General features: G+C 72.4%; 12 protein-coding genes. 3 read left to right on the top strand and 9 right to left on the bottom strand.

Annotated features, from left to right (window positions below; genetic code table 11):
- The 3 genes from AC07EG_RS01175 to AC07EG_RS01165 form a co-directional block, all read right to left on the bottom strand.
- Window positions 1–708, bottom strand: coding sequence for a VOC family protein (locus tag AC07EG_RS01175; protein WP_478251217.1), 708 nt, complete (start codon window positions 706–708; stop codon window positions 1–3).
- A gap of 109 nt (window positions 709–817) precedes the next feature.
- Window positions 818–979: a hypothetical protein gene (locus AC07EG_RS01170; protein ID WP_478250914.1), complete on the bottom strand. Its 162-nt coding sequence runs from the start codon at window positions 977–979 to the stop codon at window positions 818–820.
- A 222-nt stretch (window positions 980–1,201) separates the two neighbouring features.
- The gene (locus AC07EG_RS01165; protein WP_478250913.1) at window positions 1,202–2,605 is read right to left on the bottom strand and encodes an NAD(P)H-quinone dehydrogenase; all 1,404 of its coding nucleotides are present in this window, start codon (window positions 2,603–2,605) and stop codon (window positions 1,202–1,204) included.
- Window positions 2,606–2,730: 125 nt separating this feature from the next.
- Here AC07EG_RS01165 and AC07EG_RS01160 point away from each other — a divergent pair, with 125 nt between their 5' ends.
- The gene (locus tag AC07EG_RS01160) at window positions 2,731–3,183 is read left to right on the top strand and encodes a gamma-glutamylcyclotransferase family protein (RefSeq protein ID WP_113696071.1); all 453 of its coding nucleotides are present in this window, start codon (window positions 2,731–2,733) and stop codon (window positions 3,181–3,183) included.
- A 334-nt stretch (window positions 3,184–3,517) separates the two neighbouring features.
- On the opposite strand, the gene AC07EG_RS01155 is transcribed toward AC07EG_RS01160, so the two are convergent.
- The 5 genes from AC07EG_RS01155 to AC07EG_RS01135 all read right to left on the bottom strand — a co-directional run bounded on the left by AC07EG_RS01155 (window position 3,518) and on the right by AC07EG_RS01135 (window position 10,437).
- A complete protein-coding gene (locus AC07EG_RS01155) occupies window positions 3,518–4,822 on the bottom strand; it encodes an amidohydrolase (RefSeq protein ID WP_478250912.1) in 1,305 nt (434 codons plus the stop codon).
- Between the two features lie 202 nt (window positions 4,823–5,024).
- Window positions 5,025–5,309 (bottom strand): hypothetical protein, encoded by a 285-nt coding sequence (locus tag AC07EG_RS01150; RefSeq protein ID WP_478250911.1) that lies wholly within the window; start codon window positions 5,307–5,309, stop codon window positions 5,025–5,027.
- A 59-nt stretch (window positions 5,310–5,368) separates the two neighbouring features.
- A complete protein-coding gene (meaB, locus tag AC07EG_RS01145) occupies window positions 5,369–6,361 on the bottom strand; it encodes a methylmalonyl Co-A mutase-associated GTPase MeaB (RefSeq protein ID WP_478250910.1) in 993 nt (330 codons plus the stop codon).
- A gap of 6 nt (window positions 6,362–6,367) precedes the next feature.
- Window positions 6,368–8,551 carry a methylmalonyl-CoA mutase gene (gene scpA, locus AC07EG_RS01140; RefSeq protein ID WP_478250909.1) on the bottom strand — a complete coding sequence of 728 codons (2,184 nt, stop codon included), beginning with the start codon at window positions 8,549–8,551 and terminating at the stop codon, window positions 6,368–6,370.
- A complete protein-coding gene (locus AC07EG_RS01135; protein ID WP_478250908.1) occupies window positions 8,551–10,437 on the bottom strand; it encodes a methylmalonyl-CoA mutase family protein in 1,887 nt (628 codons plus the stop codon). The genes scpA and AC07EG_RS01135 overlap by 1 nt, the downstream gene beginning before the upstream one ends.
- Window positions 10,438–10,536: 99 nt before the next feature.
- On the opposite strand from AC07EG_RS01135, the gene AC07EG_RS01130 reads away from it, so the two are divergent.
- Window positions 10,537–12,348 carry a serine/threonine-protein kinase gene (locus AC07EG_RS01130; protein ID WP_478250907.1) on the top strand — a complete coding sequence of 604 codons (1,812 nt, stop codon included), beginning with the start codon at window positions 10,537–10,539 and terminating at the stop codon, window positions 12,346–12,348.
- Between the two features lie 11 nt (window positions 12,349–12,359).
- Window positions 12,360–13,148 carry a purine-nucleoside phosphorylase gene (locus AC07EG_RS01125; protein WP_478250906.1) on the top strand — a complete coding sequence of 263 codons (789 nt, stop codon included), beginning with the start codon at window positions 12,360–12,362 and terminating at the stop codon, window positions 13,146–13,148.
- Here AC07EG_RS01125 and AC07EG_RS01120 read toward each other — a convergent pair.
- Window positions 13,135–14,280, bottom strand: coding sequence for a glycosyltransferase (locus tag AC07EG_RS01120; RefSeq protein WP_478250905.1), 1,146 nt, complete (start codon window positions 14,278–14,280; stop codon window positions 13,135–13,137). The two genes, AC07EG_RS01125 and AC07EG_RS01120, sit on opposite strands and share 14 nt — an antisense overlap.

The raw sequence follows: 14,280 nt of genomic DNA, 5'->3' as shown, positions 1-14,280 counted from the left end.
TCAGCTGCTGCTGGGGCCGGCCAGGCAGAACGAGACGCCCTGGTTGTCGGTGACCGCGGTCAGCCTGCCGTCCGGTGAGTCGACCGGCGGGTTGAGCACGGCACCGCCCAGCTCCCGCACCCGCTCGGCGCTCTCGTCGGCGTCGGCCACCGCGAAGTAGGTCACCCAGTGCGCGGGGACCTCGCCGGGCACGTCGGCGGGCAGTTCGGCCAGCCCGCCGACCGCCTCGCCGCCCAGGGTCAGCGCGGTGTAGGTGAACCCGGGCGCCGACAGGTCGGCGGCGCCGAAGCCGAAGATGCCGGTGTAGAACTCCCGGGCCCCGGGCACGTTCGCGGTGAAGCACTCGTTCCACACCAGCGCGCCCGGTTCGTCGGTGACCTCGACGCCGATCCGCGCCCCGGCCTGCCACAGGCCGAACACCGCGCCACCGGGATCGGTCACCACGGCGAACCGGCACTCCTCGTCCACGCTGGTGGCCTGCCGGAGGATCCGCCCGCCCGCCGCGGCGATGGCGGCCAGCGTGGTGTCCAGGTCGGGCACGGCGAAGTAGGTGGTCCACACCGCGGCGGTGTCCGGACCGGTTCGTTCACCGATGCCGGAGACCTCGCGTCCGCCGATCGTGCAGCGCAACCGGCCGTCCCGCTGCTCGAACTGCCAGCCGAACAACTTTCCGTAGAAATCCCGTGCCATTCCCAGATCGGAAATCATCAGATCGACCCAGCACGGCATGCCCCGCGGCCACGGTGCCTCACGAAACGTCATCCGGCGCGCTCCCTTCGACCGCGTTTTTCTAGCACACCGGTAAATGGTCGCGCCACTATTCCGTGGCCCGCACCGAAGCCACCGGCGGTGGCACCGGATCCACCTCCCCCGGTACGAACAAGGCCACTGTGCAACCGCCGATCCCGATGATCATGAAGAAGAACACGGTCACCAGCACCCGCCGGGCCGTCCTGGCCCGCCCGTCATTCACCGACAACTTTTTCACCCCAGAAAAAGACATGCGGAAATACCCGCGAAGCAAAAGGTTTGCCGGAAATACGCGGGCCCCAGCGTGCTCCGACACCCTCGAGACGCTCGCCCGACCAGCGGGGTTGCCGCCCGGAACAACAAAAAGGTCACGAACCGGAGCGGTTTCACGGGCAAATGAAAAAGCCGCCGGGAGGCAACCTCCCGGCGGCTGGTGCGTCGGCGTGGCGGTTCAGTCCAGGTCGTCGTGGCGCATCAGCTGGCGGCCCGCTTCGGTGATCGAGCCGGACAGCGACGGGTACACCGAGAAGGTGAGCGCGAGGTGCTCCACGGTCAGCTGGTTCTGCACCGCGAGCGCGATCGGCAGGATCAGCTCGCTCGCCGTCGGCGCCACCACCACACCGCCGACGACCACCCCGGTCGCCGGGCGGCAGAACAGCTTCACGAAGCCGCGGCGCAGGCCCTCCATCTTGGCGCGGGCGTTGGTGGCCAGCGGCAGCATGATGGTGCGGGCGGGCACCTCGCCGGAGTCGATCGCCTGCTGGCTGATGCCGACCGTGGCGATCTCCGGGTGGGTGAACACGTTCGCCGCGACGGTCTTCAGCTTGATCGGCGCGACGCCCTCGCCGAGCGCGTGCCACATCGCGATCCGGCCCTGCATGCTGGCCACCGAGGCGAGCATCAGCACGCCGGTGCAGTCGCCTGCCGCGTAGATGCCGGACACGCTGGTGCGGGAGACGCGGTCGACGGTGATGAAGCCGCCGGGCCCCGGCTCGATACCGACCGTGTCCAGGCCGATGTCGGTGGTGTTCGGCACGGAGCCGACGGTCATCAGCGCGTGGCTGGCCTCGATCACCCGGCCGTCGGCCAGGTGCACCTCGACCCCGTCGCCGGTGCGCTCCACCCGGTCGGCCCTGGCGTGCTTGACCACGGTGGTGCCGCGCTGGGAGAAGACCTCCTCCAGCACGGCCGCGGCGTCGGCGTCCTCGTGCGGCAGCACGCGGTCGCGGCTGGAGACCACGGTGACCTTGACGCCCATCTCGGTGTAGGCGGAGGCGAACTCGGCGCCGGTCACCCCGGAGCCGATCACCGCCAGGTGCTCCGGCAGTTCCGGCAGGTCGTAGAGCTGGCGCCAGTCGAGGATGCGCTCGCCGTCGGGCACCGCGCCCGGCAGCACGCGCGGGGTGGCGCCGGTGGCGATCAGCACCGCGTCGGCGTCGAGCACCTCGGTCTCGCCGTTCTCCGGGGTGACGGCGACCTTGTGCGTGGCGAGGCCGGGTTCCTCGTCGCAGAAGCGGGCGGTGCCGGTGATCACCCGGACGCCCTCGCGCTGCACCCTGGCGCGAATATCAGCCGATTGGGCGAGCGCGAGACCGCGGACGCGCCCGTGCACGGTGTGCAGGTCGACGCTGGTGTCGGCCAGGTCGGTGGCGATGCCCAGCTCGTGCAGGCCGTGCAGGCTGGCGCGGGCGCCGGAGGAAGCGATGAAGGTCTTGGAGGGCACGCAGTCGTACAGCACGCAGGCGCCACCCAGGCCGTCGCGCTCGACCACGGTCACGTTCGCGCCGTGCTGCGCGGCCACCAGCGCGGCCTCGTAGCCCGCGGGTCCGCCGCCCATGATGACGATCCTGGTCACCTGTGCTCTCCTCCTTCACACACGCCGACGCGCTCACCGTACGCGGAGTGCCGTTCGTCCGGTCGAGTGGCCGGACACGCGGAGTGTGTCCGCTCCGGCGCGTGGAAGGTCGCTAGGCTGTCGCCGTGCCCTTGTATGCCGCGTACGGGTCCAACATGGACCCCGCCCAGATGATGCAGCGTGCGCCGCACTCGCCGATGGCGGGAACCGGCTGGCTCGAAGGCTGGCGGCTGACCTTCGGTGGCGAGGACATCGGCTGGGAAGGCGCGCTCGCCACCATCGTCGAGTCCCCCGGTTCGCGGGTCTTCGTGGTGCTCTACGACGTGCTCCCGCAGGACGAGGCCCGCCTCGACCGCTGGGAGGGCGGCGAGCTGGGCATGCACAACAAGATCCGGCTGCGGGTGCAGACGCTCGAAGGCTCGGTGCTGGCCTGGTTGTACGTGCTCGACGCCTACGAAGGCGGCCTGCCGTCGGCCCGCTACCTCGGCGCACTCGCCGACGCCGCCGAAGCCGCCTCGGCCCCGGCCGACTACGTCGAAGCTCTCAGAACCCGTCCCTGCACCGGGATCAGCCCCTGACCTCCGGCCCCGCACTTCACCCCTTCGGGTAGGCCGGTTCTACGTTCGTGCGGGCACGCGACGGGCTGTGGACAACCAGGTCTCCTCACCGCCGTGGTCGGCGGGAGCAGGGCGCCGTGATTTCGGCGCGCCCGGCCGATGCGCACGCCTGTTCGAGGGCAATGCGCAGATGGGCGCCGGGTACGACCCCGGTAGCAGCACCACGGGCCCATGCTGGCACCGGGGTGTGGACAGCGTCAGGCGCTGTGGACCAACCTGTGGACAACTCGGTGCCCGCACGTGCGGCTCGGGTCCGCGAGCGGTTGAGCTCGCTGCCCGAACCGCGAGGGCGGGGTCAGGGCAGGGCGAGGGCGGCCAGGGCGGTGTGGACCAGGACCCGGGTGCCGGCCAGGAGGGCGCGTTCGTCCAGTTCGAAGGTCGGCTGGTGCAGGTCGCGCATGGGGCCTTCGCCGGGCCAGACGCCGAGCCGGGCGAACGCGCCCGGCACGTGCTCCAGGTACCAGCCGAAGTCCTCGCCCCCGGACGACTGCTCGGTGGCCGCGTGCGAGTCCTCGCCGAGGGCGGCTTCGACACCGGCCCGCAGCACCTCGGTGGACAGCGGGTCCGACACCACCGGCGGCACCCCCCGCCGGTAGTCCAGCTGGAACCCCACCCCGGTCGGCGCCAGCAGCGACTCCACCGACGCGGCGACCAGCGGCTCCAGCGCGCTCCACACCTCGTGGTCGGCGGTGCGCAGGGTCCCGCGCAGCACGCCGTCCTGCGGCACGGCGTTCGCCGCCTCGCCGGCGTGCACCGCACCCCACACCAGCACCGTGCCCGACCGCGGGTCGACCCGCCGCGAGAGCACCGACGGCAGCGAGGTGATCACCGTGCCCAGCGCGTGCACCAGGTCGGCGGTCAGGTGCGGCCGCGAGGTGTGCCCGCCCGGCGAGGTCAGCCGCAGCTCGATCAGGTCGGCCGCCGAGGTCAGCGCGCCGACCCGGGTGCCGACCTTGCCGACCGGCAGCCGCGGGTCGCAGTGCAGTCCGAAGATCCGGCCGACGCCCTTGAGCGCCCCCGCCTCGATGGCGTCCAGCGCACCGCCGGGCATGACCTCCTCCGCCGGCTGGAAGATCAGCCGCACCCGTCCCGGCAGTTCGGGCGCCGAGTTCAGCGCCAGCGCCGCGGCCAGCAGGACGGTGGTGTGCGCGTCGTGCCCGCAGGCGTGCGCCACGCCGGGCACGGCCGAGGCGTACGGCAGCCCGGTGGCCTCGGTCAACGGCAGCGCGTCCATGTCGCCCCGCAGTGCCACGCACGGCGACCCGTCGCCGATGTCGCAGAGCACCCCGGTGCCGCCGGGCAGCACCCACGGCTTCAGCCCGGCCCCGCTGAGCACCTTCATCACCAGTTCGGTGGTGGCGAACTCGCGCCGGGACAGCTCCGGGTTCGCGTGGATGTGCCGCCGCCAGGCGATCACGTCGGCGGCGTGCGCCTCCAGCCAGGCGTCGAGCCAGAACGGTCCTCGGCCACTTCCGACATCTCCCACGGGTGACATGCTGACGCCATCGGGGGTGAGCAGCGCGGCGGGGCCACCCGAAGGGGCTCCTTCACCGTCACTGCGATCTCCGGGAAGATCCCACCGCGAGTCGAGCACTGTCACGCCGCACCGCCGTTCGTAGCGCGGGCCAACTGGGCGCCGAGCACCCGGCCTGCCGTTCGAAATGTGAGCAAAGTCGTACGCATTTGCCCCGATCCTGCCCCATCCGGCTGACGGCCCGCTGAAGCGATGCGCCTTCGCTAGACGGCCGGTAGTGGATCTGCGTTGAACGGCGTAGTCGAATTCGGCCTCGCTGTAGATCTTTTCAGCCGGACTTGCGGCGGTTGGCGCGCACCCGCCTGCCCCAGAGCACGATCACCAGCAGCAGCACCGCGGTCCCCCCGGCGATCAGCTGGTTCCGGGTTTTTTCGTTGTTCGCGCGGTCGCTCTCGGCCGGGTCGAGCACCGGCCCCGGCGGTGGGCTCGGGTCCTGCGCGGCCACCACGGCGGCCACCTGGGCCGGTTCCGCGGCGGCGAGCGCGGGAGCGGGCACCAGCACCAGCAGGCCCAGGAGTACGGCCGGCAGCAGTCCGCGCAGCTTCGTGATCAAGACGGCAACCCTTTCCGACGAACGGTTGCTCCTCAGTGTGCCGCCCCGGCGACCGCGAGTCACCCGGCGGGGCCGGAGAAGGCTTCCAGGATCTGCTCGGCGGCCAGCGTGGCGGTCAGCTCGCCCTCGCGCACCGCCCGTTCCACCTCCGGCACCACCGAACGGACGCCGGGGTGCGCCGACAACCGGCCGAGCAGCTGCTCGCGGACCATCGACCAGGTCCAGTCCACGTTCTGCCGCCGCCGCTTCTCCGCCAGCTCACCGGATTCCGCCAGCGTGTCCCGGTGCCTGCCGATCTGCTCCCACACCGTGCCGAGCCCGACGCCGTGCAGAGCGCTGCAGGTCAGCACCGGCGGCGTCCAGTCCGCCTCGGGCCCGTAGATCATCCGCAGCGCCCCGGACAGCTCGCGGGCGGCGCGCTTGGCCTCGCGCTCGTGCTCGCCGTCGGCCTTGTTGACCGCGATCACGTCGGCCAGTTCCAGCACGCCCTTCTTGATGCCCTGCAACTGGTCTCCGGTACGGGCCAGGGTGAGGAACAGGAAGCAGTCGACCATGTTCGCCACGGTCACCTCGGACTGCCCGACGCCGACCGTCTCGACCAGCACGATGTCGTACCCCGCCGCCTCCATCAGCACGATGGTCTCGCGGGTGGCGCGGGCGACGCCGCCGAGCGTGCCCGAGGTGGGCGACGGCCGGATGAACGCGGACGGGTCCACCGAAAGCCGCGCCATGCGGGTCTTGTCCCCGAGGATGCTGCCGCCGGTCCTGGTGGACGACGGGTCCACGGCGAGCACCGCGACCTTGTGCCCGGCCCCGGTCAGCTCGGTGCCCAGCTGGTCGATGAAGGTCGACTTGCCGACCCCGGGCACGCCGGTGATGCCGATCCGCTGCGCGCCACCGGCGTGCGGCAGCAGCTCCACCAGCAGGTCCTGCGCCTGCCCGCGGTGGTCGGCGCGCTGCGATTCGACCAGCGTGATCGCCTTCGACAGCAGGCCCCGGTCGCCCGCCAGCACACCCTTGGCGTACGCGGTGACGTCGATGGTCCGTGGCATGCCGGCCTACGAGTGCTGCGCGTTGAGCTGTTCGAGCAGGTCCAGCGCCGCGTCCGCGATCACCGTGCCGGGCCCGAAGATGGCCGCCGCCCCCGCCGCACGCAGTTCGTCGTGGTCCTGCGGCGGGATCACCCCGCCGACCACCACGATGATGTCCTCCCGGTTCAGCTCGGCCAGTTCGGCACGCAGCGCGGGCACCAGCGAAAGGTGCCCGGCGGCCAGCGAGGACACCCCGATGATGTGCACGTCGGCCTCCACCGCCTGCCGCGCCACCTCGGCCGGCGTGGAGAACAGCGGGCCGACGTCCACGTCGAAGCCGAGGTCGGCGAACGCGGTGGCGATCACCTTCTGGCCGCGGTCGTGCCCGTCCTGGCCCATCTTCGCCACCAGGATGCGCGGCCGCCTGCCCTCCGCCTCGGCGAAGGCTTCGACCTCTTCGCGTGCCTTCTCCACGTTGGGCGCCTTCCCGGACTTGCCGACTTCCTCCCGGTACACCCCGGAAATGGTACGGATCTGCCCGGAGTGCCGCCCCCAGATGCGTTCCAGCGCATCGGAGATCTCGCCGACGGTCGCCTTCGCCCGCGCCGCGTCGATGGCCAGCGCCAGCAGGTTGCCGTCGGACTCGGCACCGGCGGTCAGCCGCCGCAGCGCGTCCTGAGTGGACTCCTCGTCGCGTTCCTCGCGCAGCCGCCGCAGCTTTTCCAGCTGCTGGGCGCGGACTCCGGCGTTGTCCACCTTGAGCACGTCGATCTGCTCGTCCTCCGCGACCTGGAACTTGTTGACCCCGATCACCGGCTGGCGGCCCGAGTCGATGCGGGCCTGCGTGCGCGCGGCCGCCTCCTCGATGCGCAGCTTCGGAATGCCCGCGTCGATCGCCCGCGCCATGCCGCCCGCCGACTCGACCTCGTCGATGTGCGCCCACGCCCGGCGCGCCAGGTCGTAGGTCAGCCGCTCGACGAACGCGCTGCCGCCCCACGGGTCGATCACCCGCGTGGTGCCCGATTCCTGCTGCAGCATCAGCTGGGTGTTGCGGGCGATGCGGGCGGAGAAGTCCGTCGGCAGCGCGAGCGCCTCGTCGAGGGCGTTGGTGTGCAACGACTGCGTGTGCCCCTGCGTGGCCGCCATCGCCTCGACGCAGGTGCGGGCGACGTTGTTGTAGACGTCCTGCGCGGTCAGCGACCAGCCCGAGGTCTGCGAGTGCGTGCGCAGCGACAGCGACTTCGGCGACTTCGGCTCGAACTGCTTGACCAGCTTGGCCCAGAGCAGCCGGGCCGCCCGCAGTTTCGCCACCTCCATGAAGAAGTTCATCCCGATCGCCCAGAAGAACGACAGGCGCGGCGCGAACTTGTCCACGTCCAGCCCGGCGTCCACCCCGGCCCGGAGGTACTCGACGCCGTCGGCCAGGGTGTAGGCCAGCTCCAGGTCGGCGGTCGCCCCGGCCTCCTGCATGTGGTAGCCGGAGATGGAGATCGAGTTGTACCGCGGCATGTGCTGCGAGGTGAAGCCGAAGATGTCGGAGATGATCCGCATCGACGGCTGCGGCGGGTAGATGTAGGTGTTGCGGACCATGAACTCCTTGAGGATGTCGTTCTGGATGGTCCCCGCCAGCTTCTCCGGCGGCACGCCCTGCTCCTCGGCCGCCACCACGTACAGCGCCAGCACCGGCAGCACGGCGCCGTTCATCGTCATCGACACGCTCATCTTGTCCAGCGGGATGCCGTCGAAGAGCTGGCGCATGTCGTAGATGGAGTCGATCGCCACACCCGCCATGCCGACGTCCCCGACCACCCGCGGGTGGTCGGAGTCGTACCCGCGGTGGGTGGCCAGGTCGAAGGCCACCGAGAGGCCCTTCTGCCCGGCGGCCAGGTTGCGCCGGTAGAAGGCGTTGGACTCCTCGGCGGTGGAGAACCCGGCGTACTGCCGGACGGTCCACGGCTGGTTGACGTACATCGTCGGGTACGGCCCGCGCAGGTACGGCGCGATGCCGGGGTAGGTGCCCAGGAAGTCCACATCGGACAGGTCAGCGGCGGTGTAGACCGGTTTGACGCCGATGCCCTCCGGGGTCTCCCAGGCCAGCGCGTCCGGGCCCTTGCCGGTGCGGTCCTGCAGCGCCTGTGCCCAGTCGGCGTGGGTGGGCTCGGCGGGTTCGCCGCTTTCCAGCGGGACACCGGCGAAGTTCGGGATGGCCATCACTCGACTCCCAGCTCGGCGAGGGTGCCGGTCAGCACGGCGAGCGCGTCGCACCCGGCGTGGAGGTACTGGTCCACTTCGGCGTATTCGCCCCGCCCCGCCAGCAGCACGCGTTCGGCACCCGCCGCCTTCAACGCGGCGGCGGCCTCGGCGGCCTGCTCCGCGTACTGGCTGTCGGTGCCGCAGAGGCAGGCGATCCGCGTGCCGCTGCCGGTGAAGGCGGCGACCACCTCTTCGGTGGACGCGGTGGCGCCGCCGTTGACCGATTCGATGCCACCCGCCGCGAACAGGTTCGCCGCGAAGCTGGCCCGTGCGGTGTGCGCGGCGATCGGGCCGAGGGTGGCCAGGAACACCTTGGGGCGCTGGGGCTGCGCGTCCGAACGGTCACGCAGGCGCTCGAACGCCTCGGCGTACCGGACCCGCGGCAGCCCGCCACCCGGTTCGGGGGCGGATTTCACCCGGTTGACCGGTTTTTCGGTCAGGTCGGGGAACTCGCTGACGCCGGTGATGGCGTCCTGGCGCCGCGCGATCCGCTTCGAGCGCTCGGCCCAGACCGAGGCGAGGCGCTCGGCGAGGAAGCCGGAGTCCAAAGCGGACTCGACGCCGCCCGCCGCCTCGATCGCGGTGAACTCCGCCCAGGCGGCCCCGGCCAGTTCGGCGGTCAGGTTCTCCACGTACCAGGAGCCGCCCGCCGGGTCGATCACCCCGCCGAGGCGGGACTCCTCGTGCAGGATCACGCTGGTGTTGCGGGCGATCCGCCTGGCGAAGGCGTCCGCCTCGCCGATCGCCGCGTCGAACGGCAGCACGGTGATCGCGTCGGCCCCGCCGACCGCCGCCCCGAAGCAGGCGACCGTGCCGCGCAGCATGTTCACCCACGGGTCGCGCTGGGTGAACATGGCGGGCGAGGTGACCGCGTGCTGGCGCATGCCGCGGGCGGTGACCCCCGCGCCGGAGACCTCGGTGACCCGCGCCCACAGCTTCCGCGCGGCCCGCAGCTTCGCGATGGTCATGAACTGGTCGGCCCCGGCGGCGAACCGGAACTCCAGCTGGGCCGCGGCGGCGTCCACGCTCAGCCCGGCCTCGGTCAGCGCCCGCAGGTAGGCCACCCCGGCGGCGACCGCGGCACCCAGTTCCTGCGAGTCCGAGCCACCGGCTTCGTGGTACGGCAGGCCGCTGACGACCAGCGTGGACAGCTTCGGGTGCGGCCCGCTCAGCCGAGCGGCGAGTTCGGCGGCGGGGCGGACGTCGTGCGCCTCGCCGGTGCGGGCCCGCAGTGCGATCGGGTCGGCCCCGACCCCGCCGGCCACCGCGCTCGCCGGGATCTCGCGTTCGCGGAACACCTCCAGCAGCGCTTCGGCGGCGGCCTCGTACTCGGCACCGGCGTCCAGCACCACCGGCGCCAGCTCGACGTAGACCCCGTTCAGCGCGTCGGCCAGGTTCGCCGTCGGGATGCCACCGGCACCGACACGCAGCCAGAGCGAACTGACGCCGCCTTCCAGGTCGGCGAGCATCGCCTTGTTCGCCGCCGCCGGGTCCGTGCCGGAGTGCAGTTGCCGCAGGTCCCAACCGGCGGCGACGTGGCCTTCCGGCTCCCCGCCGCGGACGAACGGCGGTAGGCCGGGGAAGCCGGCCGGCGGGGTGGTGTCCTCGGCGGTGTAGAGCGGGCGGATGTCGAACCCGTCGTAGGTGCGGGTGTTCAGCAGGCTCTCCGGGAGGCCGTCGAAGTCCTCCTTCAGCGCCCCGCTCTTGCGCAGCACCCCGGCGACCAGCTCCCGCCACGACTCCCGGTCGGCGGCGGGGAACTCCGCGGCGAGGTCCAGCCTGCCCGGCTCGTCCGGCTCGGCCGGGGTCGGCGCTGACCCGGCTGTCTCAGCCACCTGATTCATACCCATCGATGTTAGGGCCCGAGAACAACCCCTACTTGTGACGCTCGTCCCGTTCGCAGGGGGTGTCCGGCAGCCGCCACGAGCGGGTGATCCGCCAGAATGATGCCCGTGTCCGCCTCAGCCGAAGAGTCACGTGTGGTCGCCGGACGGTACCGGTTGCGGTCCGTGCTCGGCTCGGGCTCGATGGGCACCGTCTGGGCGGCCTACGACGAGTTCCTGCACCGCCCGGTCGCGGTCAAGGAGGTCCGCCTGCCCCCGGGGGTGCAGGACGCGCAGGCCGACGAGCTGCGGGAACGCACCCTGCGCGAGGCCAGGGCCATCGCCGTGCTCTCGCACCCGAACGTGATCATCCTGCACGACGTCGCCAGGGAGAACGGTGAACCGTTCGTGGTGATGGAGCTGCTGCCCTCGCACAGCCTCGCCACGCTGATGCGCGACCACGGCGCGTTCACCGACGAGCAGGCCGCCGCGATCGCCGACGCGGTGGCCGCCGCGCTGGAGGCCGCGCACGCCGCCGGGATCACGCACCGCGACGTCAAACCGGGCAACGTGCTGGTCGCCGAGGACGGCCGGATCAAGCTGACCGACTTCGGCATCGCGCGCAACGTCTCCGAAGCCACCATGACCAGCACCGGGATGATGCTGGGCTCACCCGCCTACATCGCCCCGGAGGTGGCCTCCGGTGGCGAGGTCACCCACGCCGCCGACCTGTGGGGGCTCGGCGCCACGCTGTTCGCGGTGCTCGAAGGCCGCCCGCCCTACGACGTCGACGGCGATCCGCTGCAGACGGTCACCGAGGTCGTGCACGGCAAGGTGCCCAAGCCCAAGCCCGGTCCGCTGGAGCCGATCATCCGCGGGCTGATGGCCAAGGAGCCGAAGAAGCGGCTGTCGCTGGCCGAGGTCCGGCGGCGGCTGCGCCCGCTGCTGACCACCCCGCGTGACGCCCTGTTCGACGCCGCGCTGTTCGAAACGCCGTCGAAACCGCGTGACCCCGACCAGCTCGACGGCGGGGACACCCAGGTCATCGCTCCGCAGCCGATCGCCCCGCCCGCCGAACCGGCGGAAGCCGGCGGTGACGCTGACGGTGACGGTCCGGCGCTGGCCGCCGATCCGGGGCCGCTGCCGTTCGCCGTCTCCGCCCAGCCCCCGGCCACCCCTACCGGTCCGGCGGCCCCCACCACCCCGGCGACCCCCACCACCCCGGCGGCCCCCGCCACGCCCGCGGCCACGACCGCCGTGCCGGAGAAGCCACCCGGCCGCAGCGCACTGGCCGGGGCGGCGCTGACCATCGCCGCGGTACTGCTCTTCCTCGCGGCCGCCGCCGGTGGTTTTGTGCTGACCAGGGTGATGGCCGCGCAGCCGCTGACCCCGCCCAGCCCGCCGACCGGCCCCAGCCTGACCGCACCACCGCTGGCCGAGCTGGTCACCCGCAACGGCGACGCCACCAACCTCAAGGGCACCACCGGCGGCCTGTTCTCGGTGGACGTGCCCCGCGACTGGACCCCGTTCGTCACCCAGCGCGCCGGCCGGCCGCTGCCGCCGAGCACGCTGGTGCAGTACGTCTCGGTCGACGGCCGCCAGACGCTGAGCGTGGAGCGGTTCGCCGGCTTCTTCCCGGCGGGCAAGATCGACGACTACGTGACCGGCCTGCAGACCGGCTGGGCCCCGGACGCGTTCCGGCTGAACGAGTACACCCCGGCCAAGGACGTCTCGGACGACCTGCTGATGGCCTACCGCACCCGCGAGGACGCACCGGGCGCGGGCAGCATGGGCCGGAGCACCTTCTCGCACGTGTTCCGCCGGGGCACCAGCCTGTGGGCGGTGCGCGTCACCGTGCCCACCGAGCAGGAGGACTCGGGGCGCCGCGAGCTGTTCGACCGCATCCGCCCCACCTTCGACACCGCCGACTAGGCTCATCCGCCATGACTCAAGAACAGGCCGCGGCGGCTGCCGCGGCGATCGCCGCGCGCACCGGGGTGGACAGCCACGAGATCGCGGTCGTGCTGGGTTCGGGCTGGCGCCCGGCCGCCGACGTCATCGGCCAGGCCGACGCGGAGATCCCGCTGGCCGAACTGCCCGGGTTCATCGCACCCAGCGCGGTCGGCCACGGCGGTACCGCCCGGTCGGTGCGGGTGGGTGACAAGCGCGCGCTGGTCCTGCTCGGCCGCACCCACTTCTACGAGGGCAAGGGCATCGACGCGGTGGTGCACAACGTGCGCACCGCGGCCGCGGCCGGCGCCAGGACCGTGCTGCTGACCAACGCCGCCGGCGGGTTGCGCGACGGCATGGCGGTCGGCCAGCCGGTGCTCATCTCCGACCACATCAACCTGCTCGCGCGCTCGCCGATCGTCGGCGCGAACTTCATCGACCTGACCGACCTGTACGCGGCCCGGCTGCGGGCGATCGCCAAGGAGATCGACCCGACCCTGGAGGAGGGCGTGTACGCGGGCTTCCCCGGGCCGCACTTCGAGACCCCGGCGGAGATCCGGATGCTGCGCACCATGGGCGCGGACCTGGTCGGCATGTCGACCGTGCTGGAGGCCATCGCCGCCCGCGCGGCCGGGGTCGAGGTGTTCGGCCTGTCGCTGGTGACGAACCTGGCGGCGGGCATCACCGGTGCCCCGCTGAACCACCAGGAGGTGCTCGAAGCGGGGCAGGCCGCCGCCGAGCGCATGGGCGCCCTGCTCCGCGAGCTGGTCACCCGGGCTTGACGTACTCCGGCAGCCGCCGCGCGACCTCGGCGGGGGAGGGCATCGCCGCGATCTCCGCGGCCAGCGCCCGCGCGGCGGCCCGGACGTCCACATCGGACAGCAGGGCCCGCGCCCGGCCGGTGATCCCGCCGAGTTCACCGGGCAGCAGGCGGTCGCCCGCGCCGGCTTCGAGCACGGCCGCGGCGTTGGTGAACTGGTCGGCGCCCTGCGGCAGGCACAGCTGCGGCACCCCGGCGGCCAGCGCGCCGAGCGTGGTGCCGCTGCCGCCGTGGTGCACCACCAGATCGGTGTAGGGCAGCAGGTCCGCCTGCGGCACCCAGGACTCCACCACCACGTTGGCCGGCAGTTCACCGATCTCCCCGAGGTCGACCGTCGGCCCGGCGGCCACCAGCACGTCGGCGTCCAGCGGCGCCAGCCCGGCGATCGCCTCCCGCAGCAGTCCGGCGGCCCCGAAGGCGGTGCCGAGGGTGAGGTAGACCAGCGGCCGCGGGCGGTCGGCCCGCGCCGGCGCGGGCAGCGGGCCCGGTTGCGCGAACGGCACCGGCCGCAGTTCGATCCGGTTCGCCGTGGCCAGGAACCCCTTGTCCTGCAGCGACACCGGGCAGATGTCGACGAACGGCAGGCCGAACGCGCGATCGCCGGGCGGCAGTTCCAGGCCGAGATCGGCGGCGAAGGCGTCCAGCTCACGCGCGATCGCGTGCGAAATGCCGTCGTCGGTGCTCACCCGGCCGAAGCCGTGCCCGAGCACCGGGATCCCGGCCAGCATCGCGGCGAACGCGGCCCCGGCGGCGCCGGTCTCCTGCACCACCAGATCCGGCCGGCGGTCGGCCAGCACCGGACCCAGGTCGTCGAGGTACCGGCGGGGCAGCACCCGCCCGAAACCCCGGCCGATCAGCTGCTCCAGTTCCTCGGGAGTGGCTTCGGCCCGGGTCTGGTGGGGATCGAACGACGGTTTGCCGCTGGCCTCGGTCATCACCTGGCGCATGTCCATGCCCGCGGTCAACGGCTCGATACCCAGTTCCACCAGCGTCGGGTGGAACTGCTCCCCGGTGGCGAACGCGACTTCGTGCCCGGCTCCCACCGCGGCCTTCGCCAGCGGGACCAGCGGGTAGAAATGCCCGAATGTGGCCAA

Source organism: Amycolatopsis sp. NPDC045836 (assembly GCF_056431745.1).
Note: the sequence above shows the minus strand (reverse complement) of the source record. Positions and strands in the feature narration are given on the sequence as shown.